Origin of the sequence: Phormidesmis priestleyi BC1401 (assembly GCF_001650195.1) — a bacterium.
Taxonomy (GTDB): Bacteria; Cyanobacteriota; Cyanobacteriia; order Leptolyngbyales; family Leptolyngbyaceae; genus Phormidesmis_A; species Phormidesmis_A priestleyi_B.
In genome coordinates this window covers 1-15,261 of sequence record NZ_LXYR01000082.1, presented here as the reverse complement: position 1 = coordinate 15,261, position 15,261 = coordinate 1, and the positions used below count along the sequence as shown (strand labels likewise).

13 protein-coding genes are annotated in these 15,261 nt (G+C 47.4%); 9 read left to right on the top strand and 4 right to left on the bottom strand.

Features of this window, described 5'->3' with window-relative positions:
- The 3 genes from A8707_RS23820 to A8707_RS23810 all read left to right on the top strand — a co-directional run.
- A partial coding sequence (locus A8707_RS23820) for an integrase core domain-containing protein (protein ID WP_082906472.1) occupies positions 1–418 on the top strand: 418 nt, incomplete at its 5' end.
- Between the two features lie 158 nt (positions 419–576).
- A complete protein-coding gene (locus tag A8707_RS23815; protein WP_231948430.1) occupies positions 577–1,650 on the top strand; it encodes a mechanosensitive ion channel family protein in 1,074 nt (357 codons plus the stop codon).
- Positions 1,651–1,684: 34 nt separating this feature from the next.
- Positions 1,685–2,599: a mechanosensitive ion channel family protein gene (locus tag A8707_RS23810; protein WP_068819667.1), complete on the top strand. Its 915-nt coding sequence runs from the start codon at positions 1,685–1,687 to the stop codon at positions 2,597–2,599.
- Between the two features lie 21 nt (positions 2,600–2,620).
- Here the strand turns inward: A8707_RS23810 and A8707_RS23805 are convergent, their stop codons facing one another.
- Positions 2,621–3,472, bottom strand: coding sequence for a universal stress protein (locus tag A8707_RS23805; protein ID WP_068819666.1), 852 nt, complete (start codon positions 3,470–3,472; stop codon positions 2,621–2,623).
- Positions 3,473–3,988: 516 nt separating this feature from the next.
- Between A8707_RS23805 and A8707_RS23800 the strand changes: the two genes are divergently transcribed.
- The 4 genes from A8707_RS23800 (at position 3,989) to rppB (ending at position 9,379) form a co-directional block, all read left to right on the top strand.
- A complete protein-coding gene (locus A8707_RS23800) occupies positions 3,989–4,459 on the top strand; it encodes a DUF305 domain-containing protein (RefSeq protein WP_231948429.1) in 471 nt (156 codons plus the stop codon).
- Positions 4,460–5,044: 585 nt separating this feature from the next.
- Positions 5,045–6,916 carry a cation:proton antiporter gene (locus tag A8707_RS23795; protein WP_068819665.1) on the top strand — a complete coding sequence of 624 codons (1,872 nt, stop codon included), beginning with the start codon at positions 5,045–5,047 and terminating at the stop codon, positions 6,914–6,916.
- 265 nt (positions 6,917–7,181) lie between these two features.
- Positions 7,182–7,877 (top strand): two-component system response regulator RppA, encoded by a 696-nt coding sequence (gene rppA, locus A8707_RS23790; RefSeq protein ID WP_068819664.1) that lies wholly within the window; start codon positions 7,182–7,184, stop codon positions 7,875–7,877.
- 161 nt (positions 7,878–8,038) lie between these two features.
- Positions 8,039–9,379, top strand: a complete 1,341-nt coding sequence (gene rppB, locus A8707_RS23785; RefSeq protein WP_068819663.1) for a two-component system sensor histidine kinase RppB — start codon at positions 8,039–8,041, stop codon at positions 9,377–9,379.
- 28 nt (positions 9,380–9,407) lie between these two features.
- On the opposite strand, the gene A8707_RS23780 is transcribed toward rppB, so the two are convergent.
- From A8707_RS23780 to A8707_RS23770, 3 genes are all read right to left on the bottom strand, one after another.
- The gene (locus tag A8707_RS23780; protein ID WP_074382570.1) at positions 9,408–10,154 is read right to left on the bottom strand and encodes a bacteriorhodopsin; all 747 of its coding nucleotides are present in this window, start codon (positions 10,152–10,154) and stop codon (positions 9,408–9,410) included.
- 273 nt (positions 10,155–10,427) lie between these two features.
- Positions 10,428–11,762 carry a DUF2254 domain-containing protein gene (locus A8707_RS23775; protein ID WP_231948427.1) on the bottom strand — a complete coding sequence of 445 codons (1,335 nt, stop codon included), beginning with the start codon at positions 11,760–11,762 and terminating at the stop codon, positions 10,428–10,430.
- A 205-nt stretch (positions 11,763–11,967) separates the two neighbouring features.
- Positions 11,968–12,789 carry a potassium channel family protein gene (locus A8707_RS23770; protein WP_068819661.1) on the bottom strand — a complete coding sequence of 274 codons (822 nt, stop codon included), beginning with the start codon at positions 12,787–12,789 and terminating at the stop codon, positions 11,968–11,970.
- A 336-nt stretch (positions 12,790–13,125) separates the two neighbouring features.
- Here A8707_RS23770 and A8707_RS23765 point away from each other — a divergent pair, with 336 nt between their 5' ends.
- Both A8707_RS23765 and A8707_RS23760 read left to right on the top strand, forming a co-directional pair.
- On the top strand, positions 13,126–14,313 hold the full coding sequence (locus tag A8707_RS23765) for a DUF389 domain-containing protein (protein WP_231948425.1): 1,188 nt from the start codon (positions 13,126–13,128) through the stop codon (positions 14,311–14,313).
- A 328-nt stretch (positions 14,314–14,641) separates the two neighbouring features.
- On the top strand, positions 14,642–14,905 hold the full coding sequence (locus A8707_RS23760; protein WP_068819659.1) for a hypothetical protein: 264 nt from the start codon (positions 14,642–14,644) through the stop codon (positions 14,903–14,905).
- Positions 14,906–15,261 lie beyond the last annotated feature (356 nt).

Genomic DNA, 15,261 nt, shown 5'->3' with positions numbered 1-15,261 from the left:
GATGGATTGGTATAGTCGTCACGTCTTGTCCTGGCGGATCTCCAACACTCTAGAAGTTCACTTTTGCGTGGAGGCGTTGGAAGAAGCCTTATCCAACTACACCCCACCTGTGATCTTTAACACGGATCAAGGGGCACAGTTTACAGCGAACGCCTTTACAGACTGTCTGAAAGCCTCTGGAGTTCAGATTAGTATGGATGGTCGAGGGCGCTGCCACGACAACATCTTTATCGAACGATTGTGGAGGAGTCTAAAGTATGAGTTGATTTATCTCAAAGCGTTCGAGGATGGTCAACATTTAACGCAAGAGGTCAAACAGTGGTTTCGTTGGTACAATCAAGTTCGTCCACATCAAGGATTAGATTATCAGACACCAAATCAAGTGTATTGTGATAATCTAAAGAAACGAAGTGAGTGATAAAGCAATTGAGATCTTGAACACGAAACTGAATGGATCTGAGAATCTGAATCCCTAGCTTATTCATCCCCTGAAAACTGTCTAGTCTTGGGGGTCCACTTCAGCTCTCAGCTTCTCAGGTCGCTATATTGTTGACTCAGATTGTGAAGTGGGTTCGGTTGGCTATTGGACTGGCAATCTTGGGACTCTACTTCACGCTGATCTTGAGTTTCTTTCCTTGGACAAAGCGACTCGGATCGGCGATCGTTGCCAATCTGTTAGCCACTATAGTCAGCTTTTGGGAAGGCTTTTTAAGCTACTTGCCCAATCTGGTAATTGTTGTATTCATTGCCGTTGTAACTTACTACATTCTTCGCTTTACAAAGCTGCTGTTTGTTCAGTTAGGTCGAGATCAGGCGTTTCCCTGGTTTTATCCAGAATGGGCAGAGCCGACGCATCGACTCATGACCGTTTTGATTATTGCACTCGCTGCCGTCGTCGCATTTCCTTACCTTCCATGCGCAAAATCCCCCGCATTTCAGGGCGTTTCTCTGTTTTTAGGTTTGTTGATTTCGCTCGGATCATCTTCTGCGATCGCCAACATGGTTGCAGGTGTAATCTTGATCTATACCCGCGCTTTTAAGCAAGGCGATCGCATCAAAGTGGGAGAGGCGATCGGGGATGTGCTCGAAAAGACTTTGTTAGTAACACAGTTGCGGACGATCAAGAATGTTGTGATCACCATTCCCAATTCAACCGTACTCAACAGCCAGGTGATCAACTACAGTGCTTTAGCAGCAACCGAAACCCCGCTGATTTTGCACACAACGGTGACATTGGGCTATGACGTGCCCTGGCGTAAAGTTCACGAAACCTTGATTGCAGCCGCTTATGCGACTCAGCACATCTTACAAAATCCGGCTCCCTTTATTCTGCAAACCAGCTTGGATGATTTCTATGTTAGCTATGAGCTAAATGCTTACACTAACCAGCCTGCAATCATGGCAAAAATCTATTCAGAACTGCATCAAAATATTCAAGATCAATGCAACGAAGTCGGAATTGAGATTCTGTCACCTCACTACCGCGCAGTCCGGGATGGTAACCAAAACACAATTCCAGAGAACTATCTACCCAGTGGTTACACCGCTCCTGGATTTAAAATTACATCTCTGAGCGATCCGAAAGATTCATCCAATGGACAGTCCACTCAACCTAATCAGCAAACGCCTTCCAACAGTTCGGGAACTTGAAACAAAATAAACACCCATCTTTTTGAGCATCTTAATGGACAGTATTACAGCACCGACTCAGCAGTGGTTATCCGATCCAACAGTTGTGAAGTTCATTATTGCGATCGTTGGCATCTTCGCGATCAATCTCGTGGTTCATTTCTCACGCCGCGCCCTCTCGCAGTTCATTCCCGATCCGGATATTCGCTATCGGTTTCGCAAAATGATCACCTTGGTGGGCTATCTGGTGACTGCGCTGTTCATCACCATTGTCTTCAACGATCGACTAGGACAACTTACGGTTGTGTTTGGGGTTGTAGGTGCGGGTATTGCGTTTGCACTGCAAGAGGTGATTGCCAGCTTTGCTGGATGGATCGCCATCTCATCGGGACAGTTTTACAAACCGGGCGATCGAGTGCAGCTAGGTGGCATTATGGGCGATGTGATTGACATCAGCATTTTGCGAACGACGGTGATGGAAATTGGTGCATGGGTCAAGGCAGATCAATACAACGGGCGGATTGTGCGGATCGCAAACAGTTTTGTGTTTAAAGCACCTGTTTTCAACTACTCAGCCGATTTTGCATTTGTTTGGGATGAAATTACGATCCCGGTGAAGTATGGCAGCGATCATCGGTTAGCCAGACAGATTCTTCAGCAGGTCGCAGATGAAGTCGTTGGAGGATATGTTCCTCAAGCTCAGGATGAGTGGAAAAAACTGGTGCGTAAATACTTGATTGAAGATGCCAAGATTGAACCGATCGTCACGCTGATCACCAACGATAACTGGATAGAATTTACGCTGCGCTATGTAGTGGATTACAAAGTGCGACGCATCAAAAAAGATCAACTGTTCACTCGCATCCTGGATGAATTTCTCGCCACAGATGGGCGCGTCGCCTTTGCGTCAACGACCGTTCAGATTGTGGAAACACCTGTGTTTGATGTGAGGCTCACTAATCTGGAATGAAGCAGCCGAAATCTTGGCTGTTCAACGTTTGCTGGGGAAGAAAAGCACCGGACACCAGCTTTGGCGCAGCAGATCCGCCGCAGTACTGGAAACAAACCATTCTTGGAATGTGCCGATCGTGCCTGACGCGATCGCGATCGCGCTAATCCCGTCCATTTGAGCCAACTCTAAAATCTCAGTTAGCGCCGCTCCTCGATGAAATTCCGCCTCGACCCGCAAATCTACTGCTTCTAAATCGGCTTTCACATGAGATAACGTTTCGCGCTCTGGTTGAGTCGGTAGACCATCAATAATCCAGCACAGCCTACAGCACTCCAGAAACCGACTCGGCTGTTTTTCAGCCAACTGTTTGACTTGCTGGATCAGAGAATTAGACGTTTCGCTTCCATCGTAAGGAACCAGCAAATAGCGCAACAGATGTTGACAACGGAGGGCTAATTCTTCGCCAGTAAGGGCAGCGATTAATTGAGGGCGAAGAACGAGAAGCGGAATGGTCGTTTGGTGCGAGAGATCAGCCGCGATGCTGCTAGTTAGCTTTTCGGTTAGCAAACTGTGCGCCTGTGACCCCAGCATGATTAACTCAGACTGATAGCTTCGAGCAACGCTACGAATGGTTTCAACGGGTCGCCCCGATCGTACTTCGATCTTGACCTCAATTTCGGAAGGGGGTTCGCCGACTGCTTTTTTGAGTCGAGCTTCAGCTTTTTCGATGCGATCGCTATCAACTTTGGGAATAATTCCGACTTCTGACAGTGGCACAACATGAAGAAAAACAATTTGCCTGATGCCTCCAGCAGATAGACTGGCGACAAAACAGGCAAGGCGATGCAAGCCATCGGCAAAATCTGTGCAGATCAAAATCTTCTCAAACATCGCAATTTGGAGACAGAAACAGCAGGAATCACGCTTCTAGTGAGAGCATCAAATCCCATAAAAGCGAAGTTCTCTTCCTAGCTTATCTCTGAATAAAGCCAAAGAACGACTGACTCCCAATTTCGTTCTGGGTTCCATGAAGTCTCACCTGGTTAGTCAACAGATTCTATAGACTACTGAGGATCTGTTTAGTTCAGAACAATTCAACAAAAATCACACTTAAGACATACTGCGATTTCAGGTTGATTCCATCCTGTCGCTGACAGCTTTCCTTTGTGGAATTTCCACGTTCATAGTTGATATGAAGTTGCTTTCACTTTGAAGTAAGAATATCTTTCTTTCGCAAGAGGGAGGACACTTGTTAGACAATCTCTTGCTGTGAGCTCGATAAATCTGTGCATTTTTAGCCGCAGTGAGTGCTGTCTATGCAGACGAACTCGCAAAAGCACCCAAGTTCTAATAACTATTGATCAAAATCATCAAGGAGTATTGAGGCATATGTCTACGGAAAAACGTATGAGAAGCGAAAAAATGTCTACAGGCAAGTATGGAAGATTTGCTGCGATGGTCGCGACCTCTACGATCGTGATGTTTGTGCTGATGTACCTGAATACTTATCGCCTAGATCATATCTATTTCAGCGAGACAAGAGCCTACATGGCTCTGTTGATGGGCGCATCAATGGCTGGCATCATGCTCGGATTTATGCTGAGTATGTACAGAAACCGAAAAACAAACATTAGTATCTTCGTTGGCAGCATCATTATATTCGCTCTCTCGCTTTGGCTCGTCCGCAGCCAAGCAACGATCGGGGACGTTGCCTGGATGAAGGCAATGATTCCACATCACTCAATTGCAATCCTGACGAGTGAGCGGGCGAATCTCTCAGACCCACGAGTCAAGAAACTTGCTCAAGAAATCATTGCAGCGCAAGTCAGAGAGATTGATGAGATGAAGATGCTAATCAAAGACCTTGAGAACAAATAGACACAAAATCGCTGAATCACAGCCTAAAACACTTTTTAAAATCCTACTCTCAAAACCTGCTCTTGGCAGCTTGAAACGAAATTCTGGCAGCCTGGAAATATAAGATGTGAGGCAGCTCGATCGCGGCAGCAAGACGATCTCGGCTGATTTCTAGTTAAACTGAAATCTTGCACCTGAACTAAAACTCTCTCGTTTCTGGCATTCACGGGCGGGACAGAACCGCAGCGAATGGACTGGTGCAAGATCTGAGTAAACGTACTGTAGCTTGTCGAATTTCTGAGTCGTGCGATCGCTATCATCTGATAGTTGATTATTTCGCCCCAGTTTCACCTTGAGGTGCCATGCTAAACAGTAGGGAACGCAGATGTCTCTCTGTTTGATGGGAGAACAAAGATGCAACGCTTCATTTATGCAACTGCATTAGCTGTACTATTCACGACGGTTTACTACACAGTAGACTACGTGCGCCCCAGCAACTCACGGTTGTCGTGCGACCTGAACTGCCTAAATTGGGATGATCTCGCACAACGGTAAGGTTAAAATGCTCAGTATAGCTTACTCCTCACTGTGAACGACTAAATTTTGATGGAAGATTCTCTACTCATTACGTCTCTGATTAGCACGACTGTATTAGCTGGCATCGCGGCTCAGGTTTTAGGCAAATTTCTTCAAATCCCCGGCATCATTTTTCTGCTGCTGTTTGGTATCCTTCTAGGCTCCAGTGGCTTAGGGTTGCTTGAACCATCGCTTCTAGGTAGCGGTTTAGAAGTTATTGTGTCTCTCTCGATCGCGCTCATTCTATTTGAGGGAGGGCTGAGTTTGCAGATTCGTGAGCTGAACAGCGTTTCGGTGAGTCTTCGCAACCTGGTTACCATCGGGGCAGTGATTACGCTGTTAGGGGGCGCGATCTCGGCTCACACGTTAAGTCAGTTCCCCTGGACGATCGCATTTCTCTATGCCTCATTGGTGATAGTCACCGGTCCAACCGTTGTGACTCCCTTACTGAAACTTGTTGGAGTTGAGCGACGAGTGGCAACCCTTCTAGAGGGCGAGGGTATTTTGATCGATCCGATTGGCGCGATCGTGGCTGTGATCACCCTCAACATTATTTTGAGTAGTCGCGAAGTGCCGCTGGTTTTAATCGGTACAACCGTCCCGCTGCTGGTGCTAAAAGGACTGGCTCTAAGACTAGGAGTCGGTCTGACGGTTGGGTTAGGCGCAGGTGGGTTACTGAGCCTACTGCTCAAGCAATCTCAATTTTTGCCCCAAGAATTGAAGAATTTAGTCGTGTTAGCAACCGTGTGGGGGTCGTTCAGTTTGGCGCAAGCACTCCGAAGTGAGTCGGGACTCATGGTCGCGGTGGTGATGGGAATGGTTTTACGAGCAGCCTGTATTCCAGAAGAACGGCTGCTGCGACAGTTTAATGAACAGTTGGGAATTCTTGCAAACTCTGTTTTATTTATTCTCTTAGCGGCTGACCTGTCGATCGCGAGTATTGTTGCGTTGGGCTGGAACAGTGTTTTAGCAGTCCTAGCACTGATGCTGGTTGTCCGTCCGATCAATATTCTAGTCTCCACCTGGAATCGGGGCTTTAGCTGGCAACAGCAATTCTTTTTATCCTGGGTGGCTCCTCGTGGTATTGTCGCGGCTTCAATGGCATCGTTGTTTGCAATTTCTCTGAGCAAGCAGGGGATGAGTGGTGGCGATGCCCTCAAAGCGCTGGTGTTTCTCACGATTTTGATGACCGTGTTTGTTCAGGGACTGACAGCGAGCTGGGTTGCAAATTGGCTTGGGCTGCGTGCAAATCAGGTGAGAACCGTGATTGTGGGCGACCATCCCTTAGCAAAACTGCTGACTCGGTTACTACAAGAGAGAGGAGAAGCGATCGCGGTGATTGACTTGAATGCTAGCGAAGCAGACTCGTCTCAGTTCAAAGAATCTCCTGTGATTAGCAGTTACCTAAATTTAGAGGAGTTGGAAGCAGAAGGGATTTCCTCGTCTAGCACCTTTTTAGGGCTGTCAAATAATCCAGAACTGAATGGAATTTTAGCGCAGCGTGCTTCAGAACTGTTTCGCCCTGATTTGATTGCAATTTTGTCTCAATCGCCACTCGACAGTGGAACAGATCTTAGTGTGATTGCGCCCAATATCCAGATTGCTTTTGCGCCCCAGATTGATCTGGAGCTGTGGAATCAGTACCTCAATCAAGATCAGGCACAAGTCATCGAAATTGTTTTGCGATCGCAGACCTACACAGCACAACAAACCGAATTGCAAATGTTAATCGGATCAGGTGAGTTTCTGCCGCTGTTAATCGAGCGAGACCAGAACCTACGAATTATGCTTGCAAAAAAAGTATGGCAACCTAGCGATCGCATTGTGGGACTGCTGCATAAATCTGCATCTTCTGACGCGATCGTTTCTCTCATGCAGCCTGTTACTCCGGTAATGTCTTAAAAGTGAAACTGTAGTGAAATTTTGCTCTGTCTTTAAGTGAGTCTTAGCTTGTGATATTAAAAAGGCGACGATCTCCGACACGAAAATCCCTGAGGCGTTTGAGCGAGCGCATGGCTTTGTTAGACTCATTAGGGTTTGCAGCTTCCTAGCTGCTTTCATACTGAGTAAGTTAAGCGGATAATCTTAGAATTAAAGTAGATTAGAGTCATAGCCACAGTCATAGCCACAGTTATTACCTCGAACAAACTCAACTGTTTTGGCAACTATGCGATTGATATTGATCGAAGACGAACCAGATTTAGGAGTCGCGATTAAACAAGTCCTAAACCATCAGGCTTACATCGTAGATTGGTTTTTGGATGGAAGTCAGGCGTGGAGCCATCTCGAAGATCACTGGACGCAGTATTCGCTTGCTGTCATCGATTGGATGCTACCAGGTCTTTCTGGGATTGAACTCTGCAAACGACTGAGAGAAAGAAATAGCGCTTTACCAGTTTTGATGCTCACTGCAAAAGACAGGATGGAAGAGAAAATTATTGGACTCGATAGCGGAGCCGATGATTACCTGATAAAACCCTTTGAAATGCCCGAACTGTTAGCGCGACTGCGGGCGTTGCACCGTCGAGCACCCCATTTCCAACCGCGACAGCTACGCATTGGGTTGCTCTCGCTAGATTACGCGACTCATGCAGTCACTCGCGATCGATCGAACGGCGAGAAACAGAGTGTTGCTTTGACGGCTAAAGAATTTCAATTGCTGGAGTATTTAATGCAGCATCCCAACCAAATTCTCACTCGTGACCAAATTTTGAATCAGCTTTGGGAACTTGGAGAAGAACCGATTAGCAATGTGGTGGCAGTACAAGTGCGACTGCTACGACGTAAGCTAGGAGATGACAACATCAATGCTTTAATTGAAAACATTTATGGTGTTGGCTATCGCCTCAATGCTAGTCAATAGACCTCCTGCGTGAATCTGGACAGCCCTCCTCACGCAGTGGGGCAAGCCCTCATCCCCAACCCTTCTCCCTGGGGAGAAGAGAGCTAGAACCTCTTGTTCCCTCTCCTTGGAGAGAGGACTAGGGTGAGGGCGAAGGATTCGTGCAGGAGGTCTAATAATTTATGAAGCAAAATCGTCTATTTCAACGAACGCGCCTAAACCTTGCTGCCTGGTATGCAGGAGTTATGGGCTGCATTTTGAGCCTGTCTGGGTTTGGAGTCTATCAGGTTGTTGCACAGACATACCAGGAGACGATCGATCAAGGGTTAGAATCAGTTGCTGATGCGATTTATGACAGTCTTGTACCCGTCTCGCAGCAATCAGAACCCCTGCGGCAACTGGCACACCAACTCTCTCTCGAACTTTGTCAATCTCAAACCCAATGCAGCCCTCAGTCACCATCGGTTAAACACCGGATTTCCGCCGCCGCCGCACCGATTCACTATTACCTCCGCTTGTCGAAGGTGTTAGATACGCCTGTTGCGATCGCGGGGTTACCTTTAAGCGAGTTGCCGCTAACCGATGGTAAAACTCGCTGGCTGACCCGGAGAACTTCTTCAGGAGAACAATTTCGGCAAGTTTCGCTGCTGCTACAAACTCAAAATCAACCGTGGGGCTATTTGCAGGTGGGGCGATCGCTGACCGACCTAGATCAGCATCTTGCTACCTTGCGGTTGACGATGATGCTGGGATTTCCAGTGGCATTGGTGCTGATTGGAGGATCAAGCTGGTGGCTGTCTGGGTTATCCATGCAGCCAATCTACCGCTCTTACCAGCAGATGAGTCAGGTTACGACGGATGTTGCTCATGAACTGCGAACCCCGATCGCGGCGATGCAGGCAACAATCGAGGCTGCACTGCTGCAAGCATCCTTGAGCCAGTCCGCTTCTGTGCAAGAAAGCTCACCTCTAAACACGCTCAAGCGTCAGACCACTCGACTCTCTCAGCTAGTTAAAGATCTGCTGCTTCTTGCCCGGTTGGAACATCAAGAAACTGCGAGGCAACTCACGTCTTGTTGTCTGAATGATTTGATTAACGATCTAGTTGAGGAACTTGCAGTCTTGGCAGTTGCTGCCGAAGTATCGCTGAACGCTCAGACACCAGAGCCTGTCAAGGTTGTAGGAAATGAAGATCAGCTTTATCGTCTGGTCTACAACCTAATTGACAATGCGATTCGAGCAACCTCTGCGGGTGGTAGAGTAATTGTGTCTCTGAACCAAAGTGAAAATTATGCGATCGTTGAGGTACAGGATACAGGGATTGGAATTGCACCTGAAGAGCAGTACCGTATCTTCGATCGCTTTTATCGAGTGCAACAAGATCGTTCTCGTCAAACTGGAGGATCAGGATTGGGACTTGCGATCGCGCAGATCATTGTTCAATCACACCAAGGCAGTATTGAAGTACAAAGTCAACTGGGACAGGGCAGTTACTTCATAATCCGGCTGCCTCTCTCGTGCTAAAACGACACCCGCATTTTGCTCTCTGAGTTTAACGGCGAGAAGTAGGTTCGTTTAGATAAGCCTCAGCCACTTGCTGCCGACGCTCGCCGCTGCTTGCTTCGGATAAAACATCTCGACCTGCTGAGACTAGAACAAGACCGAATCCAACTTTCGCACACAGATCGAGAATTGCATAGCAAGCCGTCTCAAACCCAACGTTGATGGTCTGAAGTCCTTCTGTACCTAGAAGCCACACGATCGGATAACCAAACCACAGCACGGTCAGAATATTTCGGAGCCTTAGAAAGAGTTGTTTGACTTTACCATCTCTTAGCCGCGCCGTATCAGAAAACTCGGTAAACAGTGCGCCTAGAATAGCAAGAAACGCGCCGCAGCTAATCGCATACCAAAGGTAGTTTGTAGGCGCACCTTCTAGCGTTGCAATAAACCCAGTCACAATCATGAAGACATCAGCACCGATGACTCCCAGAATTAGCTTCGGTCGAACTCCTGAGATGATTCCTAGATCTAGCAGTAGCAATGGAGTTGTGATCACCCAATCCAGATAGCGACCCCAAAATAGAATGTGTTGCCCTTTGAAGTCAAATAGTACTGTTTCGCTCAGGATCATGCTCAGATACATCGTGGCAGCCCACAGCGTGATGAAGAAGCTGACCATTGAGAATTCCATGCCTTCTCGATGCCGCTGTCCTGCCGCTTTCAAACCAAATGCGACCGAACCCAGTGCCATGCCAATAAAAGCAATCCAAAGCCAAATTTGTGTGGTAGCAGTCATAGTTCGCCCACTAAATTGTTGCGTTATTTGCAGAGCTATTACGCTCTCGCTGCTTACTATAAAGGCTTTTACCTCCTCATAGCTTCCTCCCTTTGAGCGTCAAAAAATTCACTCGATTTTCATTTTTGAGTGCTGGTCTAGAACGATGTTTAGCTTTGCCCAACTAAAGGCTGCTCTACCTATCAGATTTTTGAAAATTACTACTCTCGCTTTACCGAAAATAGCAGGACTGTTTTACCAGACAAAAAGCTGAAGAAATATCACGGTGCATGGTTAGTTTTTTGCTGCATTAGTTTGTGCGATCGCAGTCAGAACTCGATCATATCGATCGTCAACATCTTGTCGATCGAGTGCCTCAGAAAGACCCTCTTGGCTACCCCGTTGAATCATATCGGCGTGACGGCGTAGTGCTTTTCGCTGCTCGACGGTTTGAGTATAAGAAGTGATCGTGGCGATCGCTTCGAGCAGTCGAATCGTGACGGCTGCGCTAGATTTCCCATACTGCCGAATCTGATTGAAGGCAGCGTCGGTCACGTGTGCAAATGTAACAGGTTCAGCAACCACCCGGAGGTGGTTATGATCATCATAGCGATAGGCAGAGGGAATCTCTTTCTGCAACAGATAGCAAAGCGATGCAGTCAGTTGATCAATACATCGAATCGCTGTGAATGGGTCGTTGATTCCGGGCGAAAGGGCGCGTGCAGCAATTTCAACAAGCTGATCAATCGAAAATTCTACGTCCTGTTGTTCTGTGCGCTGTAATCCTAAAACAAATGCGCCGCTAATTTTTTTAGCGAGCTGCTTGTTAACCTGCGCTCCAGGATAACACTGCACAAGCGAACTATTTTTTACGACAAACTTCCCTGGGCGATGTTGAATATAGAGTAGAAGATTGTTCTCTGTTGCGATCTGCATTAACTGCTGCTCATTGACCGCTTGAACATAGCCGCTTTTCTGAGAGTGAATGGGCTGAAAGTCGCGATCGAAATCGGCTGGAATATCATCCGCACCGTGCTGATGTTTGAGGATATCTTGTCCAATCTTTTTTGGAAAAAGCCGATCGATGCCATCAGCGAGATCATGACCCACTCTAGTGATAACCTGGTCGACCTGAATTGATGAGGCAGCATGGTGGATGAAGTAAATCAGCACCCCTACACTCGCGATCGCGAGGACAATCCCCCCTGTAACTGCAAGATGAGGCACAAACTGGTTTTCTGTAATTCCGTTAACCGTTCGCAGCACTAGCAGGCTATAGACAAATGTAGAGATGAATGTTCCTAATACGACCTGATTGCCTGTATCTTGCATGAAGTTCCGCAACAGTCGCGGACCAAACTGGGAAGAGGCAAGCTGAAGCGCGACGATCGTAATCGAGAAGGCAGTGGTTGCAACTGTGATCATCGATCCGGCAATTGTAGATAAGATCGCCCGTGAGCCGCTCGAACCCAATGAGTATGTCCATGCAAGCTTCCTGATGATATTGGAGTCTGACGATTGATCAAAATTGATCGCCGCAAATGAAAGCGCGATCGCACTAATTACCATCAGCGTTGGAATGAACCAAAAGCTAGAGTGCAGCAAATTCCAAAGTTTACTTAATTTCAATACTCCGGACATTTTTTTGAACGGTTCCACAAGGCTTTCAGAGTTTATGGTTCAAGGATCGAGCTATTTTTTCAAAGTTAGCTCTGCCTCTGACTTGGAAAAAAAGATCTTGTCCACGGCAGAATAAGGGTTTGAGCCTTAAAATCTGCTCAAATTTTGTCCGGAGTATTGTTAATTTAGTTGGGTTCATAAAATGGTTCTTAGGCTACTGGGTTTCTTGATCGCGACTTTGACGAATCAGTGCTTGAATTTCTGACCGTAGGGCTGAAACTTCTACTTGAAGTGCCCGCATTGATCGCTCTCCGGCAATTTCTCCTTGATCATCGTCAGCATCTCGACCGATAAAGAATGTTGAAAGCGTTGCTGTCACATACCCAAACACCGCAAATGCATACAGCGATAGCAAAAGGCAAAGAATTCGCCCTTCTGGTGTTTTTGGGAAGTAGTCTGATCCCATTGTTGTCATCAGCATTGCTGACCACCAAAGCGCCGCTCCATAACTCTCGATCGCGCCGTCTGACACATCTCGCTCAAAGGTGTAAATTCCCGTCGCTCCCACCAATGTCATGATCGCGCTGAGTGCGACGACATAGCCAAACCCACGCCGACCAAAACTGGCACTGAGCGATCGCATTCCTCGATTCGTGCGCGCGAGAACCTGTAGCAGTTGTAAACTGCGAACTGCTCGAACACCCCTGAGTAAACGGATGACTCTAAAAATCCGAAAGGCGCGCAGCGCAGGCAAAAACAGTGAGAAAGCCGTGAGCCAGTTGTGCTGCAGATAGCTAATTTTGCGAGGAGCTAAAACTAGCTTTAAGGTAAAATCGAGAACAAAAATAACCCAAATGGTGATGCCAATGCTCTCTAAAAAGGGGTTTAGCCCCCAAATCAACTCTACGATCAGCAGAGCAAACCAGGCGAATCCTAGAACAATCATGGGTGCTTCCAGCCAGTCATCAAACTGTTGAAGAATCTCGCTGCGCTCTCGAAAGGATTGCTGCTGTTCAGGGGTTGGATTAGAAGGCATACGTCACTTAAATTTTGCTGCCACAGTTCTCAGATGCTAGCATTTGCGGCTCACAGAAAAATATCCCTCAAAAGCTCGAAGAAACCTTCTGTTTGGGTAGGTATTGTCTCAGGAAGACTTAGGAGTAGTCTCTTCTATATCTGACGATGGCATTCTAATTCATTCAAATAGCATCTGACTTTAGAGTGTCGCTATCTCGCGTGAATCTAAATAAAATCAGCAGTCAAAAGAAGCGATGCAATTCCGAAGATGCGCCAATTAATCATTCAAGTACCACAAGGGCAAGGTGAATCAGTACTGCAAATCGCAAAGTCGTGTGATGCAGTTAATGTTTCGATGGCGGAAGCACAAAACGCAGAACAAGCGATCGATCTCACGATCGCTCACGTCTCCAATCGAAAAGTCGAAGATCTGCTCGCCAAGCTAGAACAATTATCAGATGTCCACATTACGCTACTCCCAATGGGGGTAATAGCTTTGCGTCCCCCGGCTTCTGAGGCTCCGCAACAAGTTAAGAACGTTACATCTCGCAGCCCGATCGAGATCTTTTTATCTGGGTTGCAAAGTGTGGGATCATGGCGCAGCTTTCTCGCTTATGCCGCAGTTGCCGGAGTTATCGTCTGGATTGGGTTATACCCGAACACAAGCTATTTACTGGTAGCTGCAATGCTGATTGCTCCCTTTGCAGGACCTGCGATGAATACGGCAATCGCAACGGCACGCGGAGATTTACAACTGTTAGGGCGGAGCGTTTCACGCTATTTTTCAGCTTTGCTCGTGACGATCGCGATCACATTCCTACTGAGTTTGTTGCTTCAGCAGCAAAGTGCGACAAGCTTAATGCTAGACAGTAGCCAAGTTTCAGCCGTCGCAGTTTTGTTGCCGTTAGCGGCTGGCGCGGCTGGCGCATTGAATCTAGTTCAGTCGGAGCGCAGTAGTTTGGTCTCTGGCGCGGCGGCTGGGATGTTGGTTGCTGCCTCGCTTGCTCTGCCCGCTGGCATTATTGGTATGGCGAGTGCGATCGGGCGATGGGATATGGCAGTCTCTGGACTGTTTCTACTCTTTCTGCAACTCTTTGGGATTCATCTATCTGCTTCATCGATTTTTCGACTCTATGGACTGACCACGCAGGGAAGCCGCTATTCACGAGGGAAAAAGCAGGTATTTCCGACTGCTTTGGGCGTGTCCGCTCTCTCGTTAGCTGCGCTGCTGACGTGGCAGTTTTCTAACTCTCCTCGGTTAGAGCGTTCTAGTCGCGCTCAACGTGCGAATGCGGAAGTTCAAAAAGCAGTCGAACAAGTTGGACTCGCGAGATTGGTCGAAGCGAATGTTCGTTTTACCCGTGCAGATATCGCAGATCAAAGTACACTGCTCGCTCAGGTCTATGTTCAACGCCAAGCTGGAAGCTCTGTTCCTTCCCAACAGATTCGCGATCGTCTAACTCAAGCCATTCAAACTCGTCTCCTCAATCAAGGATTTAACGTCACTCCGCTCGTTGATGTCACTGTTTTAGACACTCCTTAGCCAACGTGATGTTTGGGTTTACCAACTTCAGCCCAGCAAAGAGATTTTTCTGACTCGTGCTCATGCTTAAGGACTGGGAACCGAAATCTTAGCGTAAGCAGAACCCAAAGCGATGAGTCAAAGAATTCGAGCGGCGGGTCAGGAAGTCAGTTAGCGATCGTGGTTGATATAGAGTGCGAGATCGAGATTTAGCGATCGAAAAACTATAGTGCCAGAAGAAGTGAAAGCAAAATGAAATTTTTATTTCTCAATCTAATCCTAAAGGACACTTAAAATAACGTTAGAAATACAACTTTGCGAACTCAAAGTATATTGGACCAGTGCGCCAATGCAGAAGATTTTGGGCGTATCGACACGCGGATATTTAGGGCTGTTGGACGATATTCTCCGCAATGTCGTGCGGCGGGCACTGCGATCGGAACGATCTCAAATTGACCTAAACTTGTTGAGTCAAACGGCAGCGGAGTACCACGGATGGTATCTGGAAGCTGGGTGTTTCGGGTCAAAGCGCGAGCAAAGCTCCCGTCGTTCCGTTCATTTGTTGTTCATTGGAATCGACAAAGTAAGCGTCAAGAGTAATTTGATTGCCTAGATCACTTCTCTGCCGCCCGCGGGTTCGTGAGTCTGTTGGAATTGCTGCTTCAACTGCCTGAACAAGGTTTTCTGCTCCAAGATATCAGCAGAGTACGCCCACCGGGCAGGTGTTAACCTTCGGGAAACGGTCGCTCGATCATCGGTTATCTTGTCGGTATTGAGTGCAAGGTAGGCTGTAAAGAAGGCAGGTTGGAGTGCTTGAATCTGCTCTTCAGTAGCTCCCAACCGAACGCGTAGGACAATCGTGGCATCTCATGGACATAGTTTTCTTCAACGCCCATGGATCAGAGTTGAATGACCTCACTGACGGATCGCCCTTGATGGACACGATTGTGCCGTTCCCCGAGACCATGT